Raw genomic sequence first — 24,436 nt, 5'->3', positions numbered from 1 at the left:
GCACTGCCCAGCGCAGGCCTGCAACCCCCGGGACGGATCCCGTGCGGGAATCTTAGGAGCTTCGGGGCGGGAAGGGAAGGGCCTCAGGGTTCGGGGGGTTCCTCAGGCGGCGGGGACCGCCTGGAAGTGTTTTTCGATCAGCCCGCGGATGTCGTCGTGGCAGCCGCCGCAACCGGTTCCCGCCCGGGTGGCTTTGGAAACCTCGGGAACGGTGGCACAGCCTCCCGCCACGGCGTCCTGGATCACCGCACCGCTGACACCGGCGCACCGGCACACGGTTCCCTGCGGATCGGCGGTAACGGGCAGCTGGTCCGGGCCATCGAGGCGCAGCAGCAGGGACCGGTCCGCCGGCAGTTCGGCGCCGCGTTCAAAGAGACCCACAAGTTCGGCCGCGGTCCGTGGCATCCCCACCGAGACCAGGCCTGCCAGGACACCGCCGCGGGTGGTCATTTTGACGTAGCGGCCGTGCTCGGGATCAGCCCACTGGGCAATCTGCAGGCGCGGCCTGCCATTCACGGCACCGGCGGACAGTGCCTCGTCGTCCCACGGATCGGCACTGTTGTCCCCGGCCACGGCCATGTTCATGCCGCGCGCCTTGAGCACCACCACTCCTGCCTGCTCCGGCGGCAGGGCCGGCAGCGCTTCCGCGTCCTCAACCAGCCCCGCGGCCAGGAGGCCCAGGTATTCGGCAAGCCATTCGGCCTGCCGCCAGCCCGGTCCCACCAGGCCGGAGGGGCCCTTGGCGTTGCGGCAGTCGGTGCAGTCCGGGTCGGGGCAGCGCACCTCGGCGCAGTCGCCGATCGCGAAAATGTGCGGTTCGTGGTGCGCCCGGAGCCGATGGTCCACCAGGATGCCGGTCTGGGTGGACAGGCCGCAGCCTTCGGCCAGTTCCGTCCGGGGCCGGACGCCGCACGAGAGGACCAGGAGGTCCCCGTCAATCGCTGAACCGTCGTCAAGGAGCAGTGCCGAGAACCCGCCGTCGGGCGCTTTGTGCTCAACGCCCGTGGACCGCGCGTTGCCGGCCACCCGAACGCCGCAGCGCCGCAGGCCCGCGGCCAGGACGGCGCCGCCGCCCCTGTCAATGTTGCGCCCCAGCGGGTGCGGGCCGTTGTGCACCACCGTGACGGTGGCGCCTTCCTCCGCCGCGGCCAGCGCGGTTTCCAGGCCCAGGACGCCACCGCCCAGGACCACCACGCGTTTGCCGCCGGCCACGGCCTGGCGCAGCACCCCGGCATCGCGGAGGTCCCGTAGCGCTGTCACACCGGCTGGCAGGACCGGCGAGGTGGGGTCCGGATTGATGCCGGTGAGGTTGGGGATGACGGGCCGGGAACCGGTGGCGAAAACGAGCCGGTCATAGTGGACGGTGCTGCCGTCCGTGAGGATGACCAGCTGCCGGGCCCTGTCCACCCGGCGGACCCGGGTGCCCAGCCGGACGTCAACGCCGTCCCCGGCCAGGGCCGCGGCGTCCGCCAGGGCGAGGGCATCGGCGGTGGTCCGGCCCACGCCCAGGTCAGCGACCAGGACCCGGTTGTAGGCGGCTTCGTTTTCCTCGCCCACCACCGTGAGCCGGACCTGGCCGGAACGGACGGCCGGCAGGAGTTCGTCCACCAGCCGGGCCGCGACGGGCCCGAATCCCACAATGACTGTCTGCTCGCTCATGAGGCCTCCGACATCTGGTCCGCGTTGGTCGAAACAGGTACGGCAACGGGCCGGACCTGCACGGTATTGAACTTGAATTCGGGCATCCCGGAGATGGGGTCCGTGCTGGCTTCAGTGAGCCGGTTGGCGCTTTCCATCCCGGGGAAGTGGAACGGCAGGAACACGGTTTCGGGCCGGATGGCGGTGCTGAGCTCGGCCCGGCACACCACCTCGCCGCGTTCGTTGGAGACCGACACCAACGCTCCGGCGGTGATGCCCAGCGACCCGGCAGCGGCAGGATGGATCTGGACGGTGGCCTCGGGGCGGGTGGCCAGGAGTTCGGCCACCCGCCGGGTCTGGGCGCCGGACTGGTAGTGCTCAAGGAGCCGGCCAGTCACCAGGGTCATGGTTTTGGCGGGGGCGGCGCCGTTAGCCGCGGCTGGCGGCGCAGGCGTACGACGGCGGCGGGGCACCACCGCTGTCATCACCGCCTTGCCATCAGGGTGGGCAAAGCCGTCCGTGAACAGGCGCGGGGTTCCCGTGCTTCCGGCCGGGTAGGGCCAGTAGGCGGCTTCGCCGCGGTCCAGCATGGCGTAATCGATCCCGGAGTAGTCGGCCAGGCCGCCGGCGGAGGCCAGCCGGAGTTCCTCGAAGACTGTCTCCGGGTCCTCGCTGTAGGTGGAGGGGGCGTCGAGGGCTTCCGCCAGCCGGGCCATGATCCAGAGTTCGCTGCGGGCACCGGCCGGCGGTGCCAGGGCCCGGCGGCGGCGCAGGACCCGGCCTTCGAGGTTTGTCAGGGTGCCTTCCTCCTCCGCCCACTGCAGTACCGGCAGGACCAGGTCCGCCTCGGCGGCGGTCTCGGACATAAAGAAGTCGCACACCACCAGGAAGTCCAGGCTGCGCAGGCCCGCGATGACGGCGTTTGCATCGGGGGAGGCCACGGCGATGTTGGAGGCGTGGACAAACAGGCAGTGCACCCCGTCCGGCTGGCCCAGGGACTTCAGCAGCTGCACGGCGGGGAGCCCGGGGCCGGGGATGAGGCTCTCGGGCACGCCCCACACCCCGGCCACGTGGGCGCGGGCGGCGGGGTCGGTGATCTTGCGGTAGCCCGGCAGCTGGTCGGCCTTCTGGCCGTGCTCGCGGCCGCCCTGGCCGTTGCCCTGGCCGGTGAGGGTGCCGTAGCCGCTGCGGGCTGAGCCGGGCAGGCCCAGCAGGAGGCTGAGGTTGATGGCGGCGGTGGCGGTATCTGTGCCGTCCACGTGCTGTTCCACGCCGCGGCCGGTGAGGATGTAGGCCCCGCCCCGGGTGGCGCCGGCGGCGAGTCGCCGGGCGGTTTCGCGGATCAGGTCGGCCGGGACCCCGGTGAGTCCTTGGACCCGTTCCGGCCAGAAGGCGCTGACGCTGCGGGCCACGGCGCTGTAGCCGGAGGTACGGTCCGCCACGTAGGTGGTGTCCACCAGTTCTTCGGCAATGACCACGTGGGCGATGCCCAGCAGGAGGGTCAGGTCGGTGCCCGGCAGGGGCTGGAGGTGGAGGCCGGCGCCGTCGGCGGTGAAGTCGGCAGTGGCGGAGCGCCGCGGGTCCACCACGATCAGGCCGCCGGCGTCGCGGGCACCCTTGAGGTGCTGGACGAAGGGCGGCATGGTTTCGGCCACGTTGGAGCCGAGCATCAGGATGGTGGCGGCGGTGTCCAGGGCAACGAGTGGGAACGGCAGGCCGCGGTCCACACCGAAGGCCCGCATTCCGGCGGCCGCTGCGGAGGACATGCAGAACCGGCCGTTGTAGTCGATCCGGGAGGTGCGCAGAGCCAACCGGGCGAACTTGCCCAGCATGTAGGCCTTTTCGTTGGTGAGCCCGCCGCCGCCGAAGACACCCACGGCATCCGCGCCGTAGCGGGCCTGCGTGGCCTGCACGGCATTGGCGGCCAGCTCCAGGGCGTGGTCCCACGTGATGGGGCGGTGGACGCCGTCGGGCCCTTTGAGGAGCGGCTCGGTGACCCGGCCCGGGTGGTTCAGCAGCGAGGCGGAGGTCCAGCCCTTGCGGCACAGGCCGCCCTTGTTGGTGGGGAAGTCGCGGCCGGCCACGTCCAGGACGGGGGCTGCCGACGGTGCGGGAGGAAGCAGGGTCACGGGGACCGGCCCCGGCGTTGACGCCGGGGCCGGATCCGCGGGGGAGGTCAGCGTCATGGCGCACTGCAGGGCGCAGTAAGGGCAGTGCGTGTCGGCGCTTGTGGTCATGTTAGACGTGTCCCATCGCATTTCGGTTGGCGTTGCGGATGTAGAAGAACCAGCAGACCACCAGCATCAGGACGTAGGCCCCCACGAAACCGTAGAAGGCCGGGGTGTACGAGCCGGTGGCCGTGTTGGAGGCGTTGAGCACCTGCGGAATCACGAACCCGCCGTAGGCGCCGATCGCCGAGATCAGGCCCAGGGCCGAGGACGCCAGCCGCTGGGTTGCCACGGAGTTGGCGCCCTTCCGGGCGGCGCGGCTGGAGATGGCGAAGATGACCGGGATCATTCGGTACGTTGCGCCGTTTCCGAAGCCGCTGGCGGTGAAGAGCATCAGGAACAGGACCAGGAAGAGCCAGAAGTTCTTCAGGGGCAGCGTCCAGATCATGGTCAGGGTGATGACGGCCATGGCGGCGAAGGCCGCGACGGTCATCCGGGCGCCGCCCATGCGGTCAGCCATGCGGCCGCCGTAGGGGCGGGCCAGGGAGCCCACCAGCGGGCCGAGGAAGGCCAGCGACAGGGCCACGGTGCCGATCCCGATGGAGGAGAAGGCCGGGAAGTAGTCCTTGATCAGTTTCGGGAAGACACCGGCGAAGCCGATGAACGAACCGAAGGTGCCGATGTACAGCAACGCCATGATCCACAGGTGCGGTTCCTTCAGGGCTGCCACGGAACCGGCGATGTCGCCCTTGGCGCTGGTGAGGTTGTCCATGTACTTCCAGGCACCAAACGCGGCGATCAGGATGAAGGGAACCCACATCCAGCCGGCCAGTGGAAGGTTGACGGTGCCCACTGCAAGGAGGGTGATGACGATCGGGACGGCCAGCTGCGCGACGGCGGCGCCCATGTTGCCGCCGGCCGCATTCAGGCCCAGCGCCCAGCCCTTTTCCCGGGCCGGGTAGAAGAAGGTGATGTTGGCCATGGAGCTGGCGAAGTTGCCGCCGCCGAAGCCTGCCAGCGCCGCCACCAGGAGCATGACGCCAAACGGGGTTTCCGGGTTGGAGACGCAGAGCGCCAGTCCCGTCGCTGGGATCAGGAGCAGCAGGGCCGAGACGATGGTCCAGTTGCGGCCGCCGAAGCGCGGAACCATAAACGTGTAAGGGATGCGGAGCGTTGCGCCCACCAGGCTGGGCATGGAGATGAGCCAGAAGATTTCCGAGGTGCTGAACGTGAAGCCTGCGGCCGGCAGCTGGACCACCACGATGGACCACAGCTGCCACACCACAAAGCCGAGGAATTCGGCGAAGATGGACCAGTTCAGGTTGCGGCGGGCGATGGCGCGGCCGCCGGACTCCCATTGTTCCTTGTTCTCGGCATCCCAGTTGGCGATCCAGCGGCCGGGGCGGAATTCAAGGGCGGGAGCGGCGGTGGTGCCGGCAGTGCCGGGCTGTGCGCTGGCGGCTGCGGACCCATTGACCTCGGTGAGATCAAGGGAATTTCCGGTGCCGGCATCAGCGGTGCGATCGACAGTCACGGGTTACCTCCTTCGGGGGATGTTGTTCCTCCAAGGTAGGTAAGGCGCGTTTCGCGGACCGACCCGCTTTGTTAACGCGCTGTGACATTTGCCTATCGGGGCCCCCGGGGCGGCGTTAGGCGAAGGCCAAGGCGCGGGAAATGAGACACATCCCACACGTCCGCATGGTGGACCTTTCGTCCATTGACTGGACTGGGGGAACTAATATTGAACTCTGATTATTTCGAGCCGGGCCAGTCCGATGTTTCCGGCCGCTCCTGATGAAAGCGTTTACTATGTCTTCCACCGATACCTCCACGGTGCCGGGCCAGCCGCAGCCGGTGAATTCCCGTGGCCGCGTGATCGTGGCCAGCCTGATTGGCACCACAGTCGAGTTCTACGACTTCTACGTTTACGCCACCGCCGCGGTGCTCGTTTTCCCGCAGCTGTTCTTCCCCAACCAGAACGAAACCACCCAGCTGCTCAGCTCCTTCGCAGTTTTCGGCGTGGCCTTTGTGGCCCGCCCGCTCGGTTCAATCGTCTTTGGGCACTTCGGTGACAAGTTCGGCCGCAAGGGCACCCTGGTGGCTTCGCTGCTGACCATGGGCATTGCCACGTTCCTGATCGGCTGCCTGCCCACAGCGAAGGTGGAGGGCTGGGAGTTCTGGGCCCCCGCCCTGCTGGTGGTGATGCGCTTTGCGCAGGGCCTTGCCCTCGGCGGCGAATGGAGCGGCGCTGCCCTCCTGGCCACCGAGAACGCCCCGGCCAACAAACGCGCCATCTACGGGACGTTCCCGCAGCTGGGTGCCCCCATCGGGTTCATTATCGCCAACGTCATCTTCCTGGTGGTCAGCTACACCCTGACCCCGCAGGCCTTTACGGACTGGGGCTGGCGTGTGCCGTTCCTGCTCAGCGCCGTGATGGTCATCATCGGCCTGTACGTCCGGCTCAAACTGATCGAAACCCCGGCGTTCACCAAGGTGCTCGAATCCAACGAGGTGGCCAAGCTGCCGCTGGCCCGCGTCTTCAACACCAGCTGGCGTCCGCTGATCCTGGGCACGTTCATCATGCTCGCCACTTACGTGCTCTTCTACCTGATGACCACATTCACCCTGACCTACGGCACCCGCGCCAGCAGCCTGGATGCGGCCAAGGCCGCAGCGGAGAAGGCCGGCAAGCCGATGACCGAGGCCGCGGCCGCAGCCTTTGTTCCAGGCCTGGGGTTCACCCGCAACGACTTCCTCTGGATGCTCATTGCCGGCGTGGTGTTCTTCGGTATCTTCACCCTGGTCTCCGGCCCCCTGGCAGAGAAGTACGGCCGCCGCAAGATGCTGCTGGCCGTTACCGGCGGCATCCTGGTCTTCGGCCTGCTGTTTGTCCCGCTGTTCAGCGGCGGGTTCGTGGGCACCATGGCGCTGCTGGTCATCGGCTTCTCCCTGATGGGCCTCACCTTTGGCCCCATGGGCGCGCTGCTGCCCGAACTGTTCCCCACCAACGTGCGGTACACCGGTTCAGCTGTCAGCTACAACGTCTCCAGCATCCTCGGCGCAGCGGTGGCACCGTTCATCGCCGTGGCACTGTGGGAGCTGGCTGACGGCAGCCCGGTCCTGGTGGGTGTCTACCTCAGCGTGATGGCCGTCCTGACGCTCATCGCCCTGTTTGTGAGCAAGGAAACCCGCGACCTGGACTACGAAAACAACGTGGCCTGACCTGCGCGGCAGCCTGCGGAAATGCCCGGCGCGGTCCTTTGGGACCGGCCGGGCATTTTTATGCCCCGGTGGCGTAACGGGCCACGAAGTTCCGCAGCACCCCCATCGGCTCGGTGACCGTAAACCGGCGGGCGTTGGCCATCAGCTCGCCGGCCGAGTCCGGCGGGAAGTAACCGGCGTTCCGGTAGATGTCGATCCTGGTGACCAGCCCGTCCACGTCGAGCTCGGGATGGAACTGCGTGGCGTAAAGGTTGGTGCGGATCCGGAACATGTGCACAGGGCACGTTGCGGAGCTGGCCAGCAGCACTGCGTGCGGCGGCAGGGTGGTGCAGGCCTCCTTGTGCCCGGTGAAGGCCGTGAAGGTCCCGGGCATGCCGGCCAGGAGCGGATCTGCCAGGCCGGCTTCGGTGAGTTTGATCTCCACCCCGCCCAGCGGCTCGCCGTACGTCCTGTCGATGACGGCACCCTGGTGCCGGCCCAGCGTCCCCACCCCGTAGCAGGCGCCCAGGAACGGAAAGTCCCGGGCCACCAGCTCATCCAGGAGTTGCGCCAGTTCGCTTTCCACCCGGTGCTGGACCGCTGACTTCTGCGTGTCCGGATCGCTGGAGGTGAACGGGCTGCCGCCCACAATCACCCCGGAATAGCCGGCCAGGTCCAGCTCCGGCAGGGGAGCGGCTTCCATCCTGACGCGGTGCAGCTGGTGGGGTTCGAGCCCGCCGTACTTCAGGTAGGCGGCGTACTCGTCATCGGCGGCGGCGTCCTCGGCCCGGGACGCGAGCAGCAGGAAGGGCAGCATTGGCTCAGCTGTGGGCGGGCTGCGCCAGGGAGCGGCGGGCCTGCGGACGGGCTGCGGGGTCGGCGTGGCGGTGCAGCAGCTTCCAGTAGCCCTCTTCGCGGCGGAAGATGCTGGTGACGCGGAGCGCGAATTCCTCGGGGGCTGCGGCGCCGTCCAGGCGGGCGCGGAAGTGCTCGGTCTCCAACAGGTAAGCGGTATCCCGCGCCGTGTAGGAGGTGATGGTGTCAAAACCAAGCATCTCGCCGTCCTGGAACTGCCGGGCGGCCTGGTCCAGCCGGGCCTCCACCTGGGCCCAGCCCCTGGCGATGCCGCCGAACGGGTTGGCCAGGGTGACGTCGTCCAGGCGTGAGTACAGCTCCTTCAGCGGGGCAGGATCGCCCTGCGTGATTCCCGGCACCGCCAGGTGGTAGCGGGCAACTTCTTCTTCAAAACTGGGTGCAAGCATGGTGCCTTCCGGGGCCCGTCAGTCTTCGATGGTGGCGATGACGGCGCCGGCGGCAACCGTTTCGCCGGCAGCAGCGGTGAGGCCGGTGATGGTGCCCGCGCGGTGGGCAGTGAGGGGCTGCTCCATTTTCATCGCTTCCAGGACAACCACCAGGTCACCTTCGGCAACAACGTCGCCTTCAGCCACTGCCACCTTCACGATGGTCCCCTGCATGGGCGAGGTCAGGGCGTTGCCGCCTGCTGCCACGGCGCCGCCGCCGGAACGGGACCGTTTTTTGGCCTTGGCGGGTTTGGCGGTGCCGCCGCCGGAACCGATGGAACCCAGGGACGCGGGCAGGACCACCTCAAGGCGCTTGCCACCCACCTCAACCACCACGCGCTGCCGTTCGCCGGCGTCGGGCGTTTCCGTCTCCGTGCCGGTGGGGGTCCAGGCGGGAATGTCGTTGACAAACGCCGTTTCGATCCAGCGGGTGTGGACCTTGAACGGACCCTCCGCGGGTGCGAAGTCCGGGTTGGTCACAACGGCAAGGTCGAAGGGGATCACGGTGGGAATGCCTTCCACCACCATCTCGGACAGGGCCCGGCGCGAGCGCTGCAGGGCCTGGGCGCGGGTGGCGCCCGTGACTACGAGCTTTGAGAGCATGGAGTCGAAGTTGCCGCTGATCGCGTCGCCCTGTTCCACGCCGGAATCAACCCTGACACCGGGACCGGTGGGGTTCACCAGGCGGGTGATGGTGCCGGGGGCGGGCATGAAGTTGCGGCCCGGGTCCTCGCCGGTGATCCGGAACTCGATGGAGTGGCCCCGGACCTCGGGGTCGCCGTAGCCGAGTTCCTCGCCACGGGCCAGCCGGAACTGCTCACGGACCAGGTCGATGCCGGTGACTTCCTCGGAAACGCAGTGCTCCACCTGGAGGCGGGTGTTGACCTCCAGGAAGGAGATGGTGCCATCCTGGCCCACCAGGAATTCGCAGGTGCCTGCCCCCAGGTAGCCGGCCTCTTTGAGGATGGCCTTGGACGACTCATAGAGGCGCTGGTTCTGCTCGTCCGTGAGGAACGGCGCGGGGGCCTCCTCCACGAGTTTCTGGTTCCGGCGCTGGAGGGAGCAGTCACGGGTGGAGACCACCACAACGTTGCCGTGGGCATCTGCCAGGCACTGGGTTTCCACGTGCCGGGGTGCGTCCAGGAAACGCTCGATGAAGCATTCGCCGCGGCCGAAGGCGGCGACGGCCTCACGGACCGCGGATTCGAAGAGCTCGGGGATTTCCTCGCGGGTGCGGGCCACCTTGATGCCGCGGCCGCCGCCGCCGAAGGCCGCCTTGATGGCAACGGGCAAACCGAACTTGTCTACGAACGCGAGGATTTCCTCGGCCGATTCCACTGGATCGGCGGTGCCGGGGACCTGCGGGGCGCCGACCTTTTCGGCGATGTGGCGGGCCTGGACCTTGTCGCCGAGGGCCGAAATCGCCTCGGGGGAAGGGCCGATCCAGGTGATGCCGGCCGCAATCACCTGGGCGGCGAAGGCGGCGTTTTCGGCGAGGAAGCCGTAGCCGGGGTGGATGGCGTCGGCACCGGAGGCCTTGGCGGCGTCGATGATCTTGTCCATCACCAGGTAGGACTCGGCGGCGGTGTTCCCGCCGAGTGCGAAGGCCTCGTCAGCAAGGCGGACATGCAGTGCATCACGGTCCGGATCGGCGTAGACGGCCACGGACGCGATGCCCTCATCGCGGGCTGCCCGGATGATGCGGACGGCGATTTCACCGCGGTTGGCGATCAGCACCTTGGTGATGGCTGACGGCGTGGGACCTGCGGACTGCTCGAAATTTGCTGACAAGGCGTCTCCTTCTTTCCTTCAGGGAGCCTAGCGCGGTTTTGGAGGTTCCGCCGATATTACTTGCGGATTCCGCGTGTAAAGTACCCAGCCTTTGTAGGGAAGCTACAAGACTGCCGGAAAACTTCCGGTTCAGGGGGCGGGCCACAGGTCGGTGATCCGCACCTGCGCGTGGGCCAGCAGGCCCCGCAGCGTGGACACGGACAGGCCAACGACGGCGTGCGGGTCGCCGTCAACCTTGCTGATGAAGGCCCCGCCCAGGCCGTCGATGGTGAAGGAACCGGCGCACAGGAGCGGCTCCCCGGTGGCGATGTACGCGTCAATCTCTTCAGGTTCCATGTCCAGGAAGGACACCCCTGCGGAGGCCACCGTTCCCAGGGTGGCCCCCGTCCCGGTCTCTGTGCCGTCGTCGGGATCGGTGTCCCGGCAGTCCACCAGCCAGTGGCCCGTGTGGAGGACGCCGGTGTTTCCGCTCATCCGCAGCATCCGTTCCCGCGCCACCTCGGCCGTGTAGGGCTTGCCGTGCGCCTCGCCGTCGAACTCGAAGACCGAATCGCAGCCCAGCACCAGGGCCCCGTCGGCCTCCGGGAGCGCTGCCACTGCCTCGGCTTTGGCGCGGGCCAGCAGCAGCGCTGTATCGTGCGGATCCGTGATCCCGTAGCGTGCCTGGACGGCGTCCTCGTCCACATCCGAGACCAGGACGGTGTGCCGGATGCCGGCCTCGGTGAGGAGTTTGGTGCGGGCGGGGGACTGGGAAGCCAGGATCAGACGGGTCACGGATTCAGCCTAGTGGACCGGTTCGGCCGTCCTGGCCGCAGTGTGCTCCAGCTTTTCCAGCTTGGCGCCTTCCACGTCCACGTCCGGCAGGATCCGGTCCAGCCACCGGGGCAGCCACCAGGTCTTTTCACCGAGGAGGTACATGATGGCCGGGACGATGGTCATCCGGACCACAAAGGCATCCAGCAGCACACCGAAGGCCATTGCGAAGCCCAGCGGCCGGACCATTGTCAGGTGGCTGAAGATGAAGCCGGCAAAGACGCTGACCATGATGATGGCTGCAGCGGTCACCACGGCTGCCGCGTGCCGGAAACCGATCCGGACGGCGGCCTTGGCCGGGGCGCCGTGCATGTAGGCCTCCCGCATGCCGGAGGCGATGAACACCTGGTAGTCCATGGCCAGGCCGAACAGGACGCCGATCAGGATGATCGGCAGGAAGCTCAGCACGGCGCCCGGGTTCGCAACGTCGAACACGCCACCCAGCCAGCCCCACTGGTAAACGGCCACCACGGCGCCGAACGCTGCGGCCAGCGACAGCAGGAACCCACCGGTGGCCAGGAGCGGCACCACGATGGAGCGGAACACCAGCAGGAGCAGGACCAGGGAGAGGCCGACGACGATCGCCAGGTAAGGGGGCAGCGCGTCGCCCAGCTTGGTGGAGACGTCCACGTTGCCTGCGGTCTGGCCGGTCAGGCCCATGGCCACCCCGTAGTCGGACTGGATCTCTTCATTCAGGCCGCGGAGTTCAGCCACCACCTGGACGGTGCTGGCGCTGGCCGGGCCTTCCCGGGGGATGACCTGGAAGACGGCGGTGCGGCGGTCCTCGCTCAGCGCGACGGGAACAGCGGCCACAACGTTGTCCACGGCGCGGAGCTTGTCCGCCACGTCGTACTGCAGGGTCTGGGCCTGTGCCTCGTCGAGGTTGGCCGGGAATTCGCCGACGGCCACGATGGGGCCCGTGACGCCTTCGCCGAAGCTGCGGGCGGTCAGGTCGTACGCCTGGTAAGCCTCGGAGTCCACGGGTTCGGAACCGCCGTCGGGCAGGGCCAGCTGAAGCTGGGTGGCAGGCAGGGCGAGGGTGCCCAGGAGGAGCACGCCGGCGACGAGGGCCAGGACGGGATGCTTGGTGACCAGCCCGCCCCAGCCGCGGGTGCTGCGTTCGCGGTCGGTGGCTTCGTCGGCGGCCTCGTGGCCGGGCTCGGCGTTGTGGGCTTCCGCTTTGGCCCAGGCGCGCCGGGAGATGATGCGGCGCCCGATCAGGGACAGCATGGCGGGGGTCAGGGTGATGGCCACCAGCACGGCCACCGCGACGGTGCCGGCTGCTGCCAGGCCCATCACGGTGAGGAACGGAAGGCCGGGAACCACCAGGGCGGCCAGGGCAATGATGACCGTCAGGCCTGCAAAGACCACGGCGTTGCCGGACGTGCCGGTGGCGCGGGCCACCGACTCACCGGGCTCCATGCCGGCCAGGAGCTGGGTACGGTGCCGGTTGACGATGAACAGTGAATAGTCGATGCCCACCGCCAGGCCCAGCATGAGGGCGAGCATGGGGGAGATGGAGCTCATGTCGAACAGGCCCGAGAGGGCGAACGTGATGCCGACGCCAACGCCGACGCCCATGATGGCCATCAGCAGGGGCAGGCCGGCGGCGATCAGGGTGCCCAGCATGATGATCAGCACCAGGGCGGCCACGGCGATGCCGATGATTTCCGCAGCGCCGAAGAGCTCGGAGATGTCCTCGGTGATTTCCTTGCTGGCGTAGGCGGTGACGCCGGCCTCCGAGGTTTCGTGGGCGATCTGCTGGACCTCTTCGCGGACGGCGGGGCTCAGGCCGTTGATGGAGGTGTTGAACTGCACCTGGGCCACGGCGGCGCGGCCGTCTTCGGAGACAAAGCGGATGGCTTCGGACGCTTCGGCCTGGCGCTCGCCGAGTGCAAGCTTGGCCTTGCTGGCCTCAAGCTCCTGGGTGCCGGCGTCGAGCTTGGCCTGGCCGTCTGCCAGTGCTGCCTTCTGCTGGCCCAGCCGGGCCTCGATGGTGGCAGCGTCAGCGCCGGCAGCGGTGAGCTGCTGTTCTGCTGCCGCCAGCTGTGCCTGGCCGGCCTGGAGCTCCGTGCGGGAGGCGTCCAGCTGGGCCTGGCCTGCTGCAAGCTGCTGCTCGCCGTCGGCAATGGCCTGCCCTGCCTGGTCCACCTGGGACTGGGTGGCGAACGGGTCCACGGTGCCGCGCACGTCAGGCAGCTCTTGGAGCTTCTTCAGCGCATCGGTGACAGCGGCCCGGCTGTCATCCGTAAAGCCGCCTTCCGGGGCTTCAAAAACGATTGTTGCCGTGCCGCCGGAGGCCGACGGCAGTTCCTTCTGGAGTTTGTCCGCGATGCGCTGGGTTTCAGTGCCGGGGATCTGGAAGTTGTTGGACAGCGTGCCGTGGAAAGCGGCTGCGGAACCGCCCACGGCCAGGAGCACGGCGATCCAGAGCGAGAGGACCAGCCAGCGGCGGCGGTACGAGAATTTGCCGAGGCGGTAGAGAAGCAGTGCCATGGTGGGGACCGATCTGATCAGGAGGAACGGGAAAAGGAGGGGAGGGTGGCAGCCGTCGGTGCGCCGGCGGTGAACCCGGAGTCCAGCAGGGCCATGGAATCAATGAGCAGTTGCCGAAGTTCGGCCAGGGAGGCCGGGGACAGGTCCTGGCCGCGCCGGCTGAACCACGCCTCCATGGCGGCCTTGCCGCAGGAGATCACCGAGCCGGCCAGCGCCCTGATGTACAGCTCGTCCGAGGCTGCCGGGGTGGCTGACAAGCGGTCCCGGGCCACGGCGAACACCTGTTCGCGGCAGTATTCCCAGGCTTCGAGCTCGGTGTGAGCCATCAGCGGGCTGGACTGGGTGAGCGAAAACAGTTCGGCCAGCGGTGCCACCGTCTGCGGATCCGCGAGGGCCATCAGTGCTGCCTGTGCGGATTTGAGAATCGGCTCGTCAGTGGGGCGGAGCTTCAGCTGCGAGATGGCGGACTCCAGGAAGCCATGCGAGATGGCGGCGAGGGCCGCGTCCGTGCTGCTGAAGTAGTTGAAGAAGGTACGCCGTGAAATGCCCGCCGCCGCGGCGATGTCCTCCACGGTGAAGTTGCCGGGGCCGGCGGAACGCAGGAGCCCCAGCGAGGCGTCGATGATGGCCTGGCGCGTGGCGGCCTTGTTCAGCTCGCGCCGGGTTGGGCCGGCCGCTGGTTCAGGCGGAACGGAAGGGATCACGGAATTACACTACGTGCAACTTTGCACTCTGCGCAACTTGCATTCACAGCAGAATGAAAGGTTCCCAACAGGCTCCCCTGAACCCCGCGGCGCAGGCTTGAACTGTCCCGGCAGGGATGGAAGTTCCAGCAGCCGTCAACGGACGGCGGATCCAGGAGACTCTTAAATGTCACGCACAAAGAAATTGACCCTCGGCCTGTCAGCCACGGCGTTGGCCCTTGCGGCCGGCATCGGAGTTGCCGGCATGGCCTCCGCCACCACAACACCCACACCGTCCCCAAGCGCCAGCTCCACCGCTCCTGCTGATGGCGGCACGGGCACCGATTCGGGCGCTCCTGGTGGAATGGGCAGGCATGGCGGTCACGGCGGGCCCGGCGGTGCAGGAGCATCAGCCTCTGCCTTGGCCGAAAAACTCGGCGTGGAGGAAGCCAAGGTCAGCGACGCCCTGCAGGCGTTCCGTGAGGCCAACAAGCCACAGAAGCCGGCTGACGGCACCAAGCCTGCGGAAGGGACCCGTCCCGATGAGTCAGCCCGGGATACTGCCCTGGCGAAATCGCTCGCCGAGGCCCTGGGCATCGACGAAGCCAAGGTCACTGCGGCGCTGTCGGAGCTCCGGACCGCCGCGCAGGCGGACCGGGCAGCGGCGTTGAAGACACGGCTGGACCAGGCCGTCACCGACGGCAAGCTCACCCAGGCCGAAGCGGATGCCGTCACCAAGGCTGTGGAGAGCGGCGTGATTGGCGGCGGCGGACGCTGATGGGCTGAAGGTTCCTTAACGAGGGACGTCCCCGGGATGATTCCCGGGGACGTCCTCGATCAGCACCGCAGTGGCACGCCGGTATCAGGCGCGGGCGTCCTGCAACTCGCGGGGAGTGGTGTCGGTGCTGGTGCCGTCCGTGGCGGCAGTGTCGTCGTCGTTGTTGTCATCGACGAACGGGGTGCCGTTACGCGGGGCGTTGTACAGGGACTCGTCCAGGATTCCCTGCCGCTTGGCCACAATGGTGGGGACCAGGGCCTGGCCCGCCACGTTGACGGCCGTGCGGCCCATGTCCAGGATGGGGTCGATGGCCAGGAGCAGGCCAACGCCTGCCAGCGGCAGGCCCAGGGTGGAGAGGGTCAGCGTGAGCATCACCACGGCGCCGGTGGTGCCGGCAGTGGCGGCGGACCCGAGCACGGAGACCAGTGCGATCAGCAGGTACTGGCTGAAGTCCAGCTGGACCCCGAAGAACTGGGCCACAAAGATGGCGGAGATGGCCGGGTAGATGGCTGCGCAGCCGTCCATCTTGGTGGTGGCGCCCAGCGGGACGGCAAAGGATGCGTAGGCGCGGGGGACACCCAGGCTGCGCTCGGTGACACGCTGCGTGAGCGGCAAGGTACCCACGGAGGACCGGGAAACGAAGGCCAGCTGCACGGCCGGCCAGACGCCGGAGAAGTACTGCTTGATGGACAGCCCGTGGCTGCGGACCAGGATGGGGTAGACCACAAAGAGCACCAGGGCCAGGCCCAGGTAGATGGCCACGGCAAACTTGCCCAGGGAACCGATGGTGTCCCAGCCATATACGGCGACGGCGTTGCCGATCAGGCCCACGGTGCCCAGCGGCGCAATGCGGATGATCCACCAGAGGACTTTCTGGATTACGGCCAGGGCGGAGGCGTTGAGGGCCAGGAACGGCTCGGCGGCCTTGCCGACCTTCAGGGCAGCCACACCGATGGCGATGGCGATCACCAGGATCTGCAGGACGTTGAAGCTTACGGATGTTGTCACCGCGCCGGACTCGGCCACGCTGGAGCTGGCGCCGAGGCCCAGGAAATTTTTGGGGAAGAGACCGGTGAGGAATGCCCACCAGTTACCAACTGATGAAGGAGCCTTGCCCTCGCCGGTGATCCCGGTGTTGGCGCCCGGCTGCAGCAGGACGCCAAGGCCGATGCCGATCAGCACGGCGATCAGGGACGTAATGGCGAACCACAGCAGCGTGTTCCATGCCAGCCGCGCAGCGTTGGAGACCTGGCGGAGGTTGGAGATGGAACTGACAACAGCAGTGAAAATCAGGGGGACAACGGCGGTCTGCAGCAGGGCCACATAGCTGGACCCAATGGTCTGCAGTGTGGCGCCGAGGCCGTTGGGGGCCTCCTTGGTGCTGCCGGTGTACTTGGCCAGCAGGCCGAGGCCCAGGCCAACAATCAGGGCGGCGATGATCTGGAAGCCGAACGATCCAGCCCACTTGGGAAGCTGGAAGCCGGTCTTTCCTGCGGAATCTGAGGGGCGGGTTTGAGTGCTCACTCGAATACGCTAGGCCCGGGTCCACTATCACGGCGAAAGCATGTTGAGAAATGTTACGTGGGTGGAAAGTCGATTTGCGTCGCCAGGGGCCTGGAACCGGCGTCAGTGCCGGGGATTGTGAAGTTATTCCCGTCTGGGGTGTAACAAAGGTCATGCAGCCGCGGGGTTAGTGTTGCCTCCATGTCACAAACCATTGTTGTTGCAGGCGCCACCGGAGACCTCGGCGGACGCATCATCCGCTCCCTGTTGGCCGAAGGCGCGGGCGTCCGCGCGCTGGTCCGGCCAGGTAAGGCAATCCCGGGGGTGCTGCAGGAGGCAGGCGTCAGCGTGGTGCAGGTGGATTATCTTGATGCATCAACGTTGAAGGATGCGCTCGCGGGCGCTGACGCAGTGGTCTCGGCGCTCAGCGGGCTGGCCCCGGTGATGCTGGAGACCCAGACCCGGCTGCTGATGGCGGCCGTGGCCGCGGGCGTCCCGCGGTTCATTCCCTCCGACTATGCGGTGGACTTCACCACCATCAAGGAAGGGTCCAACCGCAACCTGCAGTGGCGGCGCGAATTCCGGAAGATTGTGGATGCGGCACCCATCCGGGCCACGTCTGTGCTCAGCGGCGCTTTCGCCGACATGCTGACGGGGGTGGCGCCGCTGATCCTGTTCCGGCAAAAGCGCGTCCTCTTCTGGCGCGACGCGGACCAGCCGATGGCGTTCACCACCATGGACGATGTTGCCGGCTACACCGCCAAAGCGGCACTCGACCCGGAGGCGCCGCGGTTCCTGCGCATCGCCGGGGACACGGTCTCATCGCGGGAGCTGGCAGCGATCATGACGGACATCAGCGGCACGCCGTACAGGACGCTGTATGCCGGCAGCATCGGATCCCTGCGCCTGATGGCGCGGGTTGGCCGGATGCTGGCCAAACCTTCGACTGACCTTTACCCTGCCTGGCAGGGCATGCAGTACTTCGGCAACATGTTCAGCGGTGACGGGGCCTTCCACACCCTGGACAACGACCGTTACGGTTCCCGGCAGTGGACCTCCGCGCGGGAGGTACTCCGCGCCCGCTGACCAAGTCTTGCCTTGCTCTGCCTTTCGAAGCCTGTTCAGGCCACCTGACCGGCGCTTCGACGCCGCTGGAATCTTCGCCGGGCGAGCTGGCGGAGCGTGCGGGTGTTGGGTTCCGGTGCCTCGGGTCCGGGTCTGGCGGCCCGGCTTGCCGGCTGGGGCGGGCGCTGTGGTTTTCTGCTGCTGCTGATTGATGTGCCGGGCGGCGGGGGTGCGGTTGAGTGGTAGGTGTGGCCGGTGGGGGTGGTGAGTTGGGTGTGGTGCCTGGGTCGGCCTTGGGGTGGGGCGATGGGTGTGCTGGGTTTGGGTGGTGTGGTGGTGGTGTTCCAGCCGGGTTGTTCTTTGGTGTGGTTGCAGGCTTCGCAGAGTCCGGCGCCGTTCTCAACTGTGGTGGGTCCGCCGTTGTGCCAGGGCAGGACGTGGTCGTAGTGGCGGATGGGGGCGTCGCAGTAGGGGGTGCGGCAGGTGTCGTCGCGGACTTCGATAAGGCGGCGCAGGGCTGGTGGGAAGAGCCGGGCGGTGGAGTCCATGGCGATGATGTCTCCGGTGCTTGGGGCTGTGTAGAGCCGCCGGATCCAGGTCTTCAACTCTGCCGCGTCGGGGTTGCGGGTTTTTGTCCCGTGGCGGGCGAGGTGCCTGGCCCAGCCGGCGGGGATGGTTCCGTAGCCGGGGAGCCGGGCGGGTTCGCTGTCAGCCTGCAGGAGGCTCCGGTCGGTCATCACGAGGTTGATGGTGACCCCGGTGATTCCGCCGGGGGTACCGGTGATGCGTTCGACGAGGGTGTCGGCCATGATCTGGGCCCGGGTCCGCGGGTCACCACCGCTTTTGGTGGTGTCTGCCTGCTGGGTGAGGGCTTTGTAGGCGGCCACCCCTTCGGCCACGGGCAGGAGGGCGGTGAGGAGGGTCATGGTGTCCGGTGCGGGGCGGAGAGCGACGCGTCTGCCGTTGGCGGCGCGGGCGGCGCGTTGGGTGACGGAGAGCGGGTCGAGCCGGTACGCGGCGGCCCGGGCGGCGGTGGTGATGGTCCTGTTTCCGGCTCCGTCGAAGGTCCCGGTGTCCGGGGCGAGTTCTTCGTCGACGGCGGCCCGGTCCGCGGCGGTGAGGCAGGCTGTTTCCTTGGCGATCAGGGTGGCCCGCCATTCGCTGAGCTGGCCGGTATCCAGGGCGGTAAGGGTGTGCGGCATTTCCGTCACGAGTGCGCGGGCCAGCCCCAGGTAGCGGCTGCCCCGGGTGGGGGATTCGCGTCGGGCCAACGCGATCTGCGCCGCGACGCCTTGGCCCTGCTCTGCGGCGGGCACCCCGGCCCCGGCCTGGCGCTGCCGTTCGAGGTGGTCAAAGGCGATACTAAGGCGGGCCTGCGCCGCGGCCGCAGCGGATTTCAGGTCCTCCAACCCACGGATCTGGTCAATCAGGCCCGCACCCGTGGCCGCCGGACGCAAGGACCGCACCCCGGCCACCAAATCCTGCACCCCGGCGGCCAGGTCCTCCACCCCTGGCTCCCGCACCCCGGCGAGGCTGAGGGCGGCGGTGCGTGCCGCCGTCGTCAGCTTCATTGGTTCCGGAAGGACCTCCATAGCCCAAGTATTCCAGCACCCTACGACATTTCCGCGGGCCCCCAAACGCACCCAAAACCAGGAAACACCGGCCCGGAAAAAGGAAATGAAGGGGACTAGTCGAGAAGTGCCCGGCGCAGGGTGTCGAGCCCCACTGAGCCCACGTTCAGGGCCCGGGTGTGGAATTCCTTTAGGTCAAAACCGGGCCGGGTTTCAAGTTCGGCGCGGATCTGCTCCCACAGGCGCTGGCCCACCTTGTAGGAAGGGGCCTGGCCCGGCCAGCCGAGGTAGCGGGCAAACTCGAAGTTCAACTGGCCCTCGCTGATGGGCAGGTTTTCCTTCAGGAAGGCGTAGCCCTTGTCCGCAGTCCACGTGCCTGAGCCCCAGCGCGCGGGGATTTCGAGTTCCAGGTGGACGCCGATATCGAAAACTACGCGGGCGGCACGCATCCGCTGCATGTCCAGCATGCCCATGTGGTCGCCAGGGTCCGAAAGGTAGCCGAGTTCCTGCATCAGCTTCTCCGCGTACAGGGCCCAGCCTTCGCCGTGCCCGGACGTCCAGCAAACGTTGCGGCGCCACTTGTTCAGCAGTTCCCGGCGGTAGGTGGCGGTGGCAACCTGCAGGTGGTGCCCGGGCACCCCTTCGTGGAAAACGGTGGTGGTTTCGGCCCATGTGGTGAAGGTGTCCTCGCCGGCCGGAACGGACCACCACATGCGTCCAGGGCGGCTGAAGTCATCGGAGGGGCCGGTGTAGTAGATGCCGCCTTCGTCGGTCGGGGCGATGAGGCACTCGAGTTCCTTCATCACCTCCGGAATATCGAAGTGGACGCCGGCCAGATCCGCGATGGCCTTGTCCGAGAGCTCCTGCATCCACGCCTGCAGCGCGGCGGTGCCTTTGAGTTGCCGCACGGGATCGTTGTTGAGGATTTCCTTGGCTTCGGCAACGGTGGCGCCCGCTTTGATGGTGCCCGCCACCTGCTCCTGCTGGCTGATCAGGCTGTCCAGTTCGGCAACGCCCCAGGCGTACGTTTCTTCGAGGTCAACGGTGGCGCCCAGGAAGGAGCGCGAAGCGAGGGCGTACCGGGCCCTTCCCACGGCGTCTTTCTCCGGCGCAGCGGGCAGCAGTTCCGTGGTGAGGAATTCCGCAAGGCCCAGGTAGGCGCGGCCGGCGGCGGCAGCCCCGGCGTCGAGCTTTTCCTGGGTTTCCGCCGGAAGCGGACCGTCAGCGGTATGCGCCCCGGCAGCCAGCTTGGCGAAAAACCCGTCCGCTGCGGCGTAACGCGAGGCCTGTTCGACGACGATCCGCACCTGCCGTGCCGCGGCAACCAGTCCGGCGTCGCGGGCCTGCCGCAGGGATTCGATGTAGCCCGCGATCGCAGCGGGAACGTTGTGGGCGCGGCCGGCGATGTGTTCCCAGTCCTGCACGGTCTCCGTGGCCATCAGGTCGAAGATGGCGCGGATATCCTGGGCGGGGGAGGCGATGTTGTTGAGGTCGGCGTACTCCCACCCCGACGCGTGGATCAGCAGCTGCAGGCCCAGCCGCTCCTGCATGGCGTCGAGGGTGACGGCGTCAACGTCGTCCACCGGTTCCAGGCCCGCCAGTTCAGCCAGCGCCTCGCGGGCGGCCGCAGCGAAAGCGGCGATGCCGGCGGGGGAGAAGTCCTGGTATTCCGTTTCATGTCCGGGCACGCCGAGGGTGGTGGCGAAGGATGGATTAAGCCGGATGAGGGTATCCGTGTACCTGTCGGCGACGGCGTCGATGCTGGTGTGCGGGCGGGCGGCAGGGGTGGTCTCTGTAGTCACCCTCCGAGACTAGCCGGATCGGCGCTGGCGAAACAGGAATCCGCGCCGGGCCTTCGCGGTCCGGTCATGGAAGGACCGTACGCCCCGCCCGGCTCCCGCGGCCGGTTAAGTTCACAACGCGGCCCGGGCGGCATGGACAACCAACACCGGGCACTCGGCGTGGGCAACGCAGGCGGAACTTACCGAGCCGAGCAGCAAGCCGCCGAAGCCACCGTGACCGCGCCTGCCGACCACCAGCATGCCGGCGTCCTTGCCCGCGGACAAAAGGACCTGTCGGGCATCACCGTTCACCAGGCGGGTGCGCAGGTTTGGTGGCGGCGGGTTACCGAACGCGGCCACCACAGCGTCGTTGAGCGTGAGCCGGGCCTTTTCCTCGAAATGGCTGATCCCCATGACGGCATGGCCCTGCGCCATCTGCGGCGCGAGCCAGCAGGCCACGGCATGGACCTCAACATCCATCGCGGCGGCCAGCCGGTGCCCATGCTGGAGGGCTGCAACCGACGCAGGCGAGCCGTCCACGCCGACAACCACTGCAGTACCCATGCTGCTGAGCCTACACACGCTGCCGGGCGCATAATAGGGCCCCGGCCCATTGATTCAGCCGCGGCTGCGGCGCCACGCGCCGGGCCCGGGAGTGGGCGCCAGCCGCAGCTGGTGCCGGCGCACCCAGGTGCGTGCAGCCGGTTCGCTGGGCCGCTCCGGTCCGGCAGCGGCCAGGGAAAGGACGACGGCGGTCAGCGCCGCCAGCTCTTCGGCGTCCGGATTGCCCTTCACCACGGAAAGCAGGGGTTCGGCGGGTGCCGGGGTGCCGTCCCCGCTGGCGCCGCCGGTCACAGCGGGATGTTCCCGTGCTTCTTGGCGGGCAGGCTGGCCCGCTTGTCCCGCAGGGCGCGCAGGCCCCGGATGATCTGCAGCCGGGTGTCCGAGGGGGCGATCACGGCGTCCACATACCCGAGCTGGGCGGCCTGGTACGGGTTGAGGAGTTCCTCCTCGTACTGCTGGATTACTTCGGCGCGGCGGGCTTCAACGTCGCCCCCGGCTTCAGCCACACCGGCCAGGTCGCGGCGGTAGAGGATGTTCACGGCGCCCTGGGCCCCCATCACGCCGATCTGCGCGGTGGGCCAGGCCAGGTTGAGGTCCGCGCCGAGCTTCTTGGAGCCCATCACGATGTACGCGCCGCCGTAGGCCTTGCGGGTGATGACGGTGAGCTTGGGGACAGTGGCTTCGGCGTAGGCGTACAGGAGCTTGGCGCCGCGGCGGATGATGCCCTGGAACTCCTGGTCCTTGCCGGGCAGGAAGCCGGGGACGTCCACCAGCGTGATGATGGGAATGTTGAAGGCGTCGCAGTGCCGGACAAAGCGGGCGGCCTTCTCGGAGGCGGCGATATCCAGGGTGCCGGCAAACTGCAGCGGCTGGTTGGCAACGATGCCCACCGTGTGGCCTTCCACCCTGCCGTAGCCGATCATGACGTTGGGGGCGTACAGGGCCTGCATCTCCAGGAAGTGCCCGTCGTCAACGATCTGCCCGACGACGGTGCGCATGTCGTAGGGCTGGTTGGCGGAGTCCGGGACCAGCGTGTCGAGGGCGAGGTCGTCGTCGTCGATTTCCAGTTCCTGCTGGTGCTCCTGGACGGGAGCTTCGGCGAGGTTGTTCGACGGCAGGAAATCAAGGAGTTCGCGGACAAACTCGACGGCGTCCGCTTCGTCCGATGCAAGGTAAGTGGAGGTGCCGGTGGTGGCGTTGTGCTGGCGGGCACCGCCGAGGGTTTCCATGTCCACGTCCTCGCCGGTGACGGTCTTGATCACGTCCGGGCCGGTGATGAACATGTGCGAGGTCTTGTCCACCATCACCACGTAGTCGGTCAGGGCCGGGGAGTAGGCGGCGCCGCCGGCGGACGGGCCCATGATCAGCGAGATCTGCGGGACCACCCCGGAGGCGTGCACATTGTTGCGGAAGATATCGGCGAACATGGCCAGCGAGGCCACCCCTTCCTGGATGCGGGCGCCGCCGCCGTCCAGGATGCCCACCACGGGGCAGCCGTTGCGCAGCGCGAACTCCTGCACCTTGACGATCTTCTCGCCATTGACCTGGCTCAACGAACCGCCGTACACGGAGAAGTCCTGGCTGTAGACGGCCACCAGGCGGCCATCCACCGTGCCGTAGCCGGAAACCAGGCCATCGCCCAGGGGCTTCTTCTTTTCCATCCCGAACGCGGTGGAGCGGTGGACGGCCAGCGCATCAAACTCCACAAAGGAGTCCTCGTCCAGCAGCAGCCCGATGCGTTCACGGGCCGTGTTTTTGCCCCTCGCATGCTGCTTCTCGATGGCCTCGGGGCCGGAGGGCTGTTCGGCACGGGCCTGGCGGTCACGGAAATCGGCGATCTTTCCCGCTGTCGTTGTCAGATCGTGGCTCATCAAGTGTCTCCGGCTCTGTTGCAGATTGGTTCTGTGGCGCAGTGCGTTGCTGGCGGGTTCCGGCTGGTGCTGCTTAAGTAGCTTCCGCACAAAGAACGGACCCTGCAGGCAAGTCTAATGAGGGTCTGGGCGCCTGCAGCTGTAGGGAACCTACAATTTTCTGCCGTGCCTCCACCCGCAACGCCTTGTTACTCGCCGGTAACTTAGTTGGGTTACAGTGGATTCATGACTTCGAGCGACGACGCTTCCCCCGCCTTTGCCAGCCCCTACCAGGCCACCGGATCGCTGCGGGGCCGGACCATCCTGATCTCCGGTGGGAGCCGTGGGATCGGCCTGGCCATCGCGGGCCGGGCCGCCGCTGACGGCGCCAACATCGTCCTGCTGGCCAAGACCGGGGAGCCGCACCCCAAACTTGCCGGCACGGTGTTTACTGCCGCGCAGCAGCTGGCGGACGTTGGCGGCCAGGCGCTGCCTTTGGTGGGTGATGTCCGCCAGGATCAGGACGTTGCCCGGGCCGTCGCAGCCGCGGAGGAACGCTTTGGCGGGATCGACATTGTTATTAACAACGCCTCCGCAATCGACCTGTCCAGGACGGATGCGGTGGACATGAAAAAGTACGACCTGATGCAGGACATCAACGTCCGCGGCACGTTTCTGCTGTCCAAGCTCGCCCTGCCGGCCCTGCGCAGGTCCGGTGCCGGCCAGATCCTGACCCTGTCGCCGCCCCTGAACCTCGACCCCCACTGGGCCGGGAGGCACCTGGCCTACACCATGGCCAAGTACGGCATGAGCCTGACCACGCTGGGACTCGCCGAGGAGCTCAAGGCTGATGGCATCAGCGTGAACTCGTTGTGGCCATGCACCCTGATCGACACGGCAGCCATCCGGAACATGCCCCACGGCGAGGCAATGGTCCGGTCCGCCCGCGGCCCGCAGATCATGGCCGACGCCGCACATGCCCTGCTCACAGGGGCACACCTCCAGGCCGGCGTCGTGTCCAGCGGGAACTTCCATACCGACGAGGAGATCCTCGCGGCGGCGGGCGTCACGGACTTCCGGCCCTACAGCATGGGCGCTGACGAGCACAGTCTGGTCCCCGATATCTTCCTCTAGGACGCCGCCCTGATTCCCCCGGAACCTGCCGCCGGGAATCCTTTGGCCTGCCGGCCGGCAGGGAAACCGCAGGCGGCGGGCGGCGCCAGTCGGTAGGAT

Annotated in this window: 19 protein-coding genes; 4 read left to right on the top strand and 15 right to left on the bottom strand. The window is 67.7% G+C overall.

Annotated elements, in window-relative coordinates; translation table 11 throughout:
• Nucleotides 1-102 precede the first annotated feature (102 nt).
• From QRN07_RS09695 to QRN07_RS09685, 3 genes are read right to left on the bottom strand one after another with little or no spacing between them, the layout of a single operon-like run.
• Nucleotides 103-1,659, bottom strand: coding sequence for an FAD-dependent oxidoreductase (locus QRN07_RS09695; RefSeq protein WP_285240942.1), 1,557 nt, complete (start codon nt 1,657-1,659; stop codon nt 103-105).
• A complete protein-coding gene (locus QRN07_RS09690) occupies nt 1,656-3,875 on the bottom strand; it encodes a molybdopterin oxidoreductase family protein (RefSeq protein ID WP_285240941.1) in 2,220 nt (739 codons plus the stop codon). The genes QRN07_RS09695 and QRN07_RS09690 overlap by 4 nt, the downstream gene beginning before the upstream one ends.
• A gap of 1 nt (nt 3,876) precedes the next feature.
• Nucleotides 3,877-5,340 carry an MFS transporter gene (locus QRN07_RS09685; protein WP_050687850.1) on the bottom strand — a complete coding sequence of 488 codons (1,464 nt, stop codon included), beginning with the start codon at nt 5,338-5,340 and terminating at the stop codon, nt 3,877-3,879.
• A 275-nt stretch (nt 5,341-5,615) separates the two neighbouring features.
• Between QRN07_RS09685 and QRN07_RS09680 the strand changes: the two genes are divergently transcribed.
• Nucleotides 5,616-7,028, top strand: coding sequence for an MFS transporter (locus tag QRN07_RS09680; RefSeq protein WP_285240940.1), 1,413 nt, complete (start codon nt 5,616-5,618; stop codon nt 7,026-7,028).
• 58 nt (nt 7,029-7,086) lie between these two features.
• On the opposite strand, the gene QRN07_RS09675 is transcribed toward QRN07_RS09680, so the two are convergent.
• From QRN07_RS09675 to QRN07_RS09650, 6 genes are all read right to left on the bottom strand, one after another.
• Entirely contained in the window at nt 7,087-7,824 is a 738-nt protein-coding gene (locus QRN07_RS09675) for a glutamine amidotransferase (RefSeq protein WP_050687852.1), read from the bottom strand.
• Between the two features lie 4 nt (nt 7,825-7,828).
• Nucleotides 7,829-8,269, bottom strand: a complete 441-nt coding sequence (locus QRN07_RS09670; RefSeq protein ID WP_056598037.1) for a YybH family protein — start codon at nt 8,267-8,269, stop codon at nt 7,829-7,831.
• A gap of 18 nt (nt 8,270-8,287) precedes the next feature.
• The gene (locus QRN07_RS09665; RefSeq protein ID WP_056598040.1) at nt 8,288-10,099 is read right to left on the bottom strand and encodes an acetyl/propionyl/methylcrotonyl-CoA carboxylase subunit alpha; all 1,812 of its coding nucleotides are present in this window, start codon (nt 10,097-10,099) and stop codon (nt 8,288-8,290) included.
• A gap of 129 nt (nt 10,100-10,228) precedes the next feature.
• Nucleotides 10,229-10,873, bottom strand: coding sequence for a Maf family protein (locus QRN07_RS09660; protein WP_285240939.1), 645 nt, complete (start codon nt 10,871-10,873; stop codon nt 10,229-10,231).
• Nucleotides 10,874-10,882: 9 nt separating this feature from the next.
• Nucleotides 10,883-13,408 carry an MMPL family transporter gene (locus QRN07_RS09655; protein WP_285240938.1) on the bottom strand — a complete coding sequence of 842 codons (2,526 nt, stop codon included), beginning with the start codon at nt 13,406-13,408 and terminating at the stop codon, nt 10,883-10,885.
• Nucleotides 13,409-13,425: 17 nt separating this feature from the next.
• Nucleotides 13,426-14,109, bottom strand: coding sequence for a TetR/AcrR family transcriptional regulator (locus QRN07_RS09650; protein ID WP_050687860.1), 684 nt, complete (start codon nt 14,107-14,109; stop codon nt 13,426-13,428).
• A gap of 169 nt (nt 14,110-14,278) precedes the next feature.
• On the opposite strand from QRN07_RS09650, the gene QRN07_RS09645 reads away from it, so the two are divergent.
• Entirely contained in the window at nt 14,279-14,869 is a 591-nt protein-coding gene (locus QRN07_RS09645) for a hypothetical protein (protein ID WP_056598046.1), read from the top strand.
• An 84-nt stretch (nt 14,870-14,953) separates the two neighbouring features.
• On the opposite strand, the gene QRN07_RS09640 is transcribed toward QRN07_RS09645, so the two are convergent.
• On the bottom strand, nt 14,954-16,393 hold the full coding sequence (locus tag QRN07_RS09640) for a dicarboxylate/amino acid:cation symporter (RefSeq protein WP_050687858.1): 1,440 nt from the start codon (nt 16,391-16,393) through the stop codon (nt 14,954-14,956).
• A 180-nt stretch (nt 16,394-16,573) separates the two neighbouring features.
• Here QRN07_RS09640 and QRN07_RS09635 point away from each other — a divergent pair, with 180 nt between their 5' ends.
• Nucleotides 16,574-17,458 carry an aromatic alcohol reductase gene (locus QRN07_RS09635; RefSeq protein ID WP_285240937.1) on the top strand — a complete coding sequence of 295 codons (885 nt, stop codon included), beginning with the start codon at nt 16,574-16,576 and terminating at the stop codon, nt 17,456-17,458.
• A 35-nt stretch (nt 17,459-17,493) separates the two neighbouring features.
• On the opposite strand, the gene QRN07_RS09630 is transcribed toward QRN07_RS09635, so the two are convergent.
• The 5 genes from QRN07_RS09630 to QRN07_RS09610 form a co-directional block, all read right to left on the bottom strand.
• The gene (locus QRN07_RS09630; protein WP_285240936.1) at nt 17,494-19,029 is read right to left on the bottom strand and encodes an HNH endonuclease; all 1,536 of its coding nucleotides are present in this window, start codon (nt 19,027-19,029) and stop codon (nt 17,494-17,496) included.
• Between the two features lie 95 nt (nt 19,030-19,124).
• Nucleotides 19,125-20,810 (bottom strand): DUF885 domain-containing protein, encoded by a 1,686-nt coding sequence (locus QRN07_RS09625; RefSeq protein ID WP_285240935.1) that lies wholly within the window; start codon nt 20,808-20,810, stop codon nt 19,125-19,127.
• A 111-nt stretch (nt 20,811-20,921) separates the two neighbouring features.
• Nucleotides 20,922-21,353: a universal stress protein gene (locus QRN07_RS09620; RefSeq protein ID WP_050687659.1), complete on the bottom strand. Its 432-nt coding sequence runs from the start codon at nt 21,351-21,353 to the stop codon at nt 20,922-20,924.
• Nucleotides 21,354-21,407: 54 nt separating this feature from the next.
• Nucleotides 21,408-21,644, bottom strand: a complete 237-nt coding sequence (locus tag QRN07_RS09615) for an acyl-CoA carboxylase subunit epsilon (protein ID WP_050687657.1) — start codon at nt 21,642-21,644, stop codon at nt 21,408-21,410.
• Nucleotides 21,641-23,224 carry an acyl-CoA carboxylase subunit beta gene (locus tag QRN07_RS09610; protein WP_050687655.1) on the bottom strand — a complete coding sequence of 528 codons (1,584 nt, stop codon included), beginning with the start codon at nt 23,222-23,224 and terminating at the stop codon, nt 21,641-21,643. The genes QRN07_RS09615 and QRN07_RS09610 overlap by 4 nt, the downstream gene beginning before the upstream one ends.
• Before the next feature lie 225 nt (nt 23,225-23,449).
• Here QRN07_RS09610 and QRN07_RS09605 point away from each other — a divergent pair, with 225 nt between their 5' ends.
• Nucleotides 23,450-24,337 (top strand): SDR family oxidoreductase, encoded by an 888-nt coding sequence (locus QRN07_RS09605; protein ID WP_285240934.1) that lies wholly within the window; start codon nt 23,450-23,452, stop codon nt 24,335-24,337.
• Nucleotides 24,338-24,436: the final 99 nt, after the last annotated feature.

The sequence above is a fragment of the Pseudarthrobacter sp. MEB009 genome (assembly GCF_030208875.1).
Taxonomy (GTDB): domain Bacteria; phylum Actinomycetota; class Actinomycetes; order Actinomycetales; family Micrococcaceae; genus Arthrobacter.
This window is presented reverse-complemented; position numbering and strand designations above follow the sequence as displayed.

Excerpts from the sequence above, each read along its gene's own strand:
- QRN07_RS09670 (WP_056598037.1), bottom strand. The coding sequence starts at position 8,269 with ATGCTTGCACCCAGTTTTGAAGAAGAAGTTGCCCGCTACCACCTGGCG.
- QRN07_RS09635 (WP_285240937.1), top strand. The coding sequence starts at position 16,574 with ATGTCACAAACCATTGTTGTTGCAGGCGCCACCGGAGACCTCGGCGGA.
- QRN07_RS09620 (WP_050687659.1), bottom strand. The coding sequence starts at position 21,353 with ATGGGTACTGCAGTGGTTGTCGGCGTGGACGGCTCGCCTGCGTCGGTT.
- QRN07_RS09630 (WP_285240936.1), bottom strand. The coding sequence starts at position 19,029 with ATGGAGGTCCTTCCGGAACCAATGAAGCTGACGACGGCGGCACGCACC.
- QRN07_RS09695 (WP_285240942.1), bottom strand. The coding sequence starts at position 1,659 with ATGAGCGAGCAGACAGTCATTGTGGGATTCGGGCCCGTCGCGGCCCGG.
- QRN07_RS09610 (WP_050687655.1), bottom strand. The coding sequence starts at position 23,224 with ATGAGCCACGATCTGACAACGACAGCGGGAAAGATCGCCGATTTCCGT.
- QRN07_RS09675 (WP_050687852.1), bottom strand. The coding sequence starts at position 7,824 with ATGCTGCCCTTCCTGCTGCTCGCGTCCCGGGCCGAGGACGCCGCCGCC.
- QRN07_RS09690 (WP_285240941.1), bottom strand. The coding sequence starts at position 3,875 with ATGACCACAAGCGCCGACACGCACTGCCCTTACTGCGCCCTGCAGTGC.
- QRN07_RS09645 (WP_056598046.1), top strand. The coding sequence starts at position 14,279 with ATGTCACGCACAAAGAAATTGACCCTCGGCCTGTCAGCCACGGCGTTG.
- QRN07_RS09655 (WP_285240938.1), bottom strand. The coding sequence starts at position 13,408 with ATGGCACTGCTTCTCTACCGCCTCGGCAAATTCTCGTACCGCCGCCGC.
- QRN07_RS09680 (WP_285240940.1), top strand. The coding sequence starts at position 5,616 with ATGTCTTCCACCGATACCTCCACGGTGCCGGGCCAGCCGCAGCCGGTG.
- QRN07_RS09605 (WP_285240934.1), top strand. The coding sequence starts at position 23,450 with ATGACTTCGAGCGACGACGCTTCCCCCGCCTTTGCCAGCCCCTACCAG.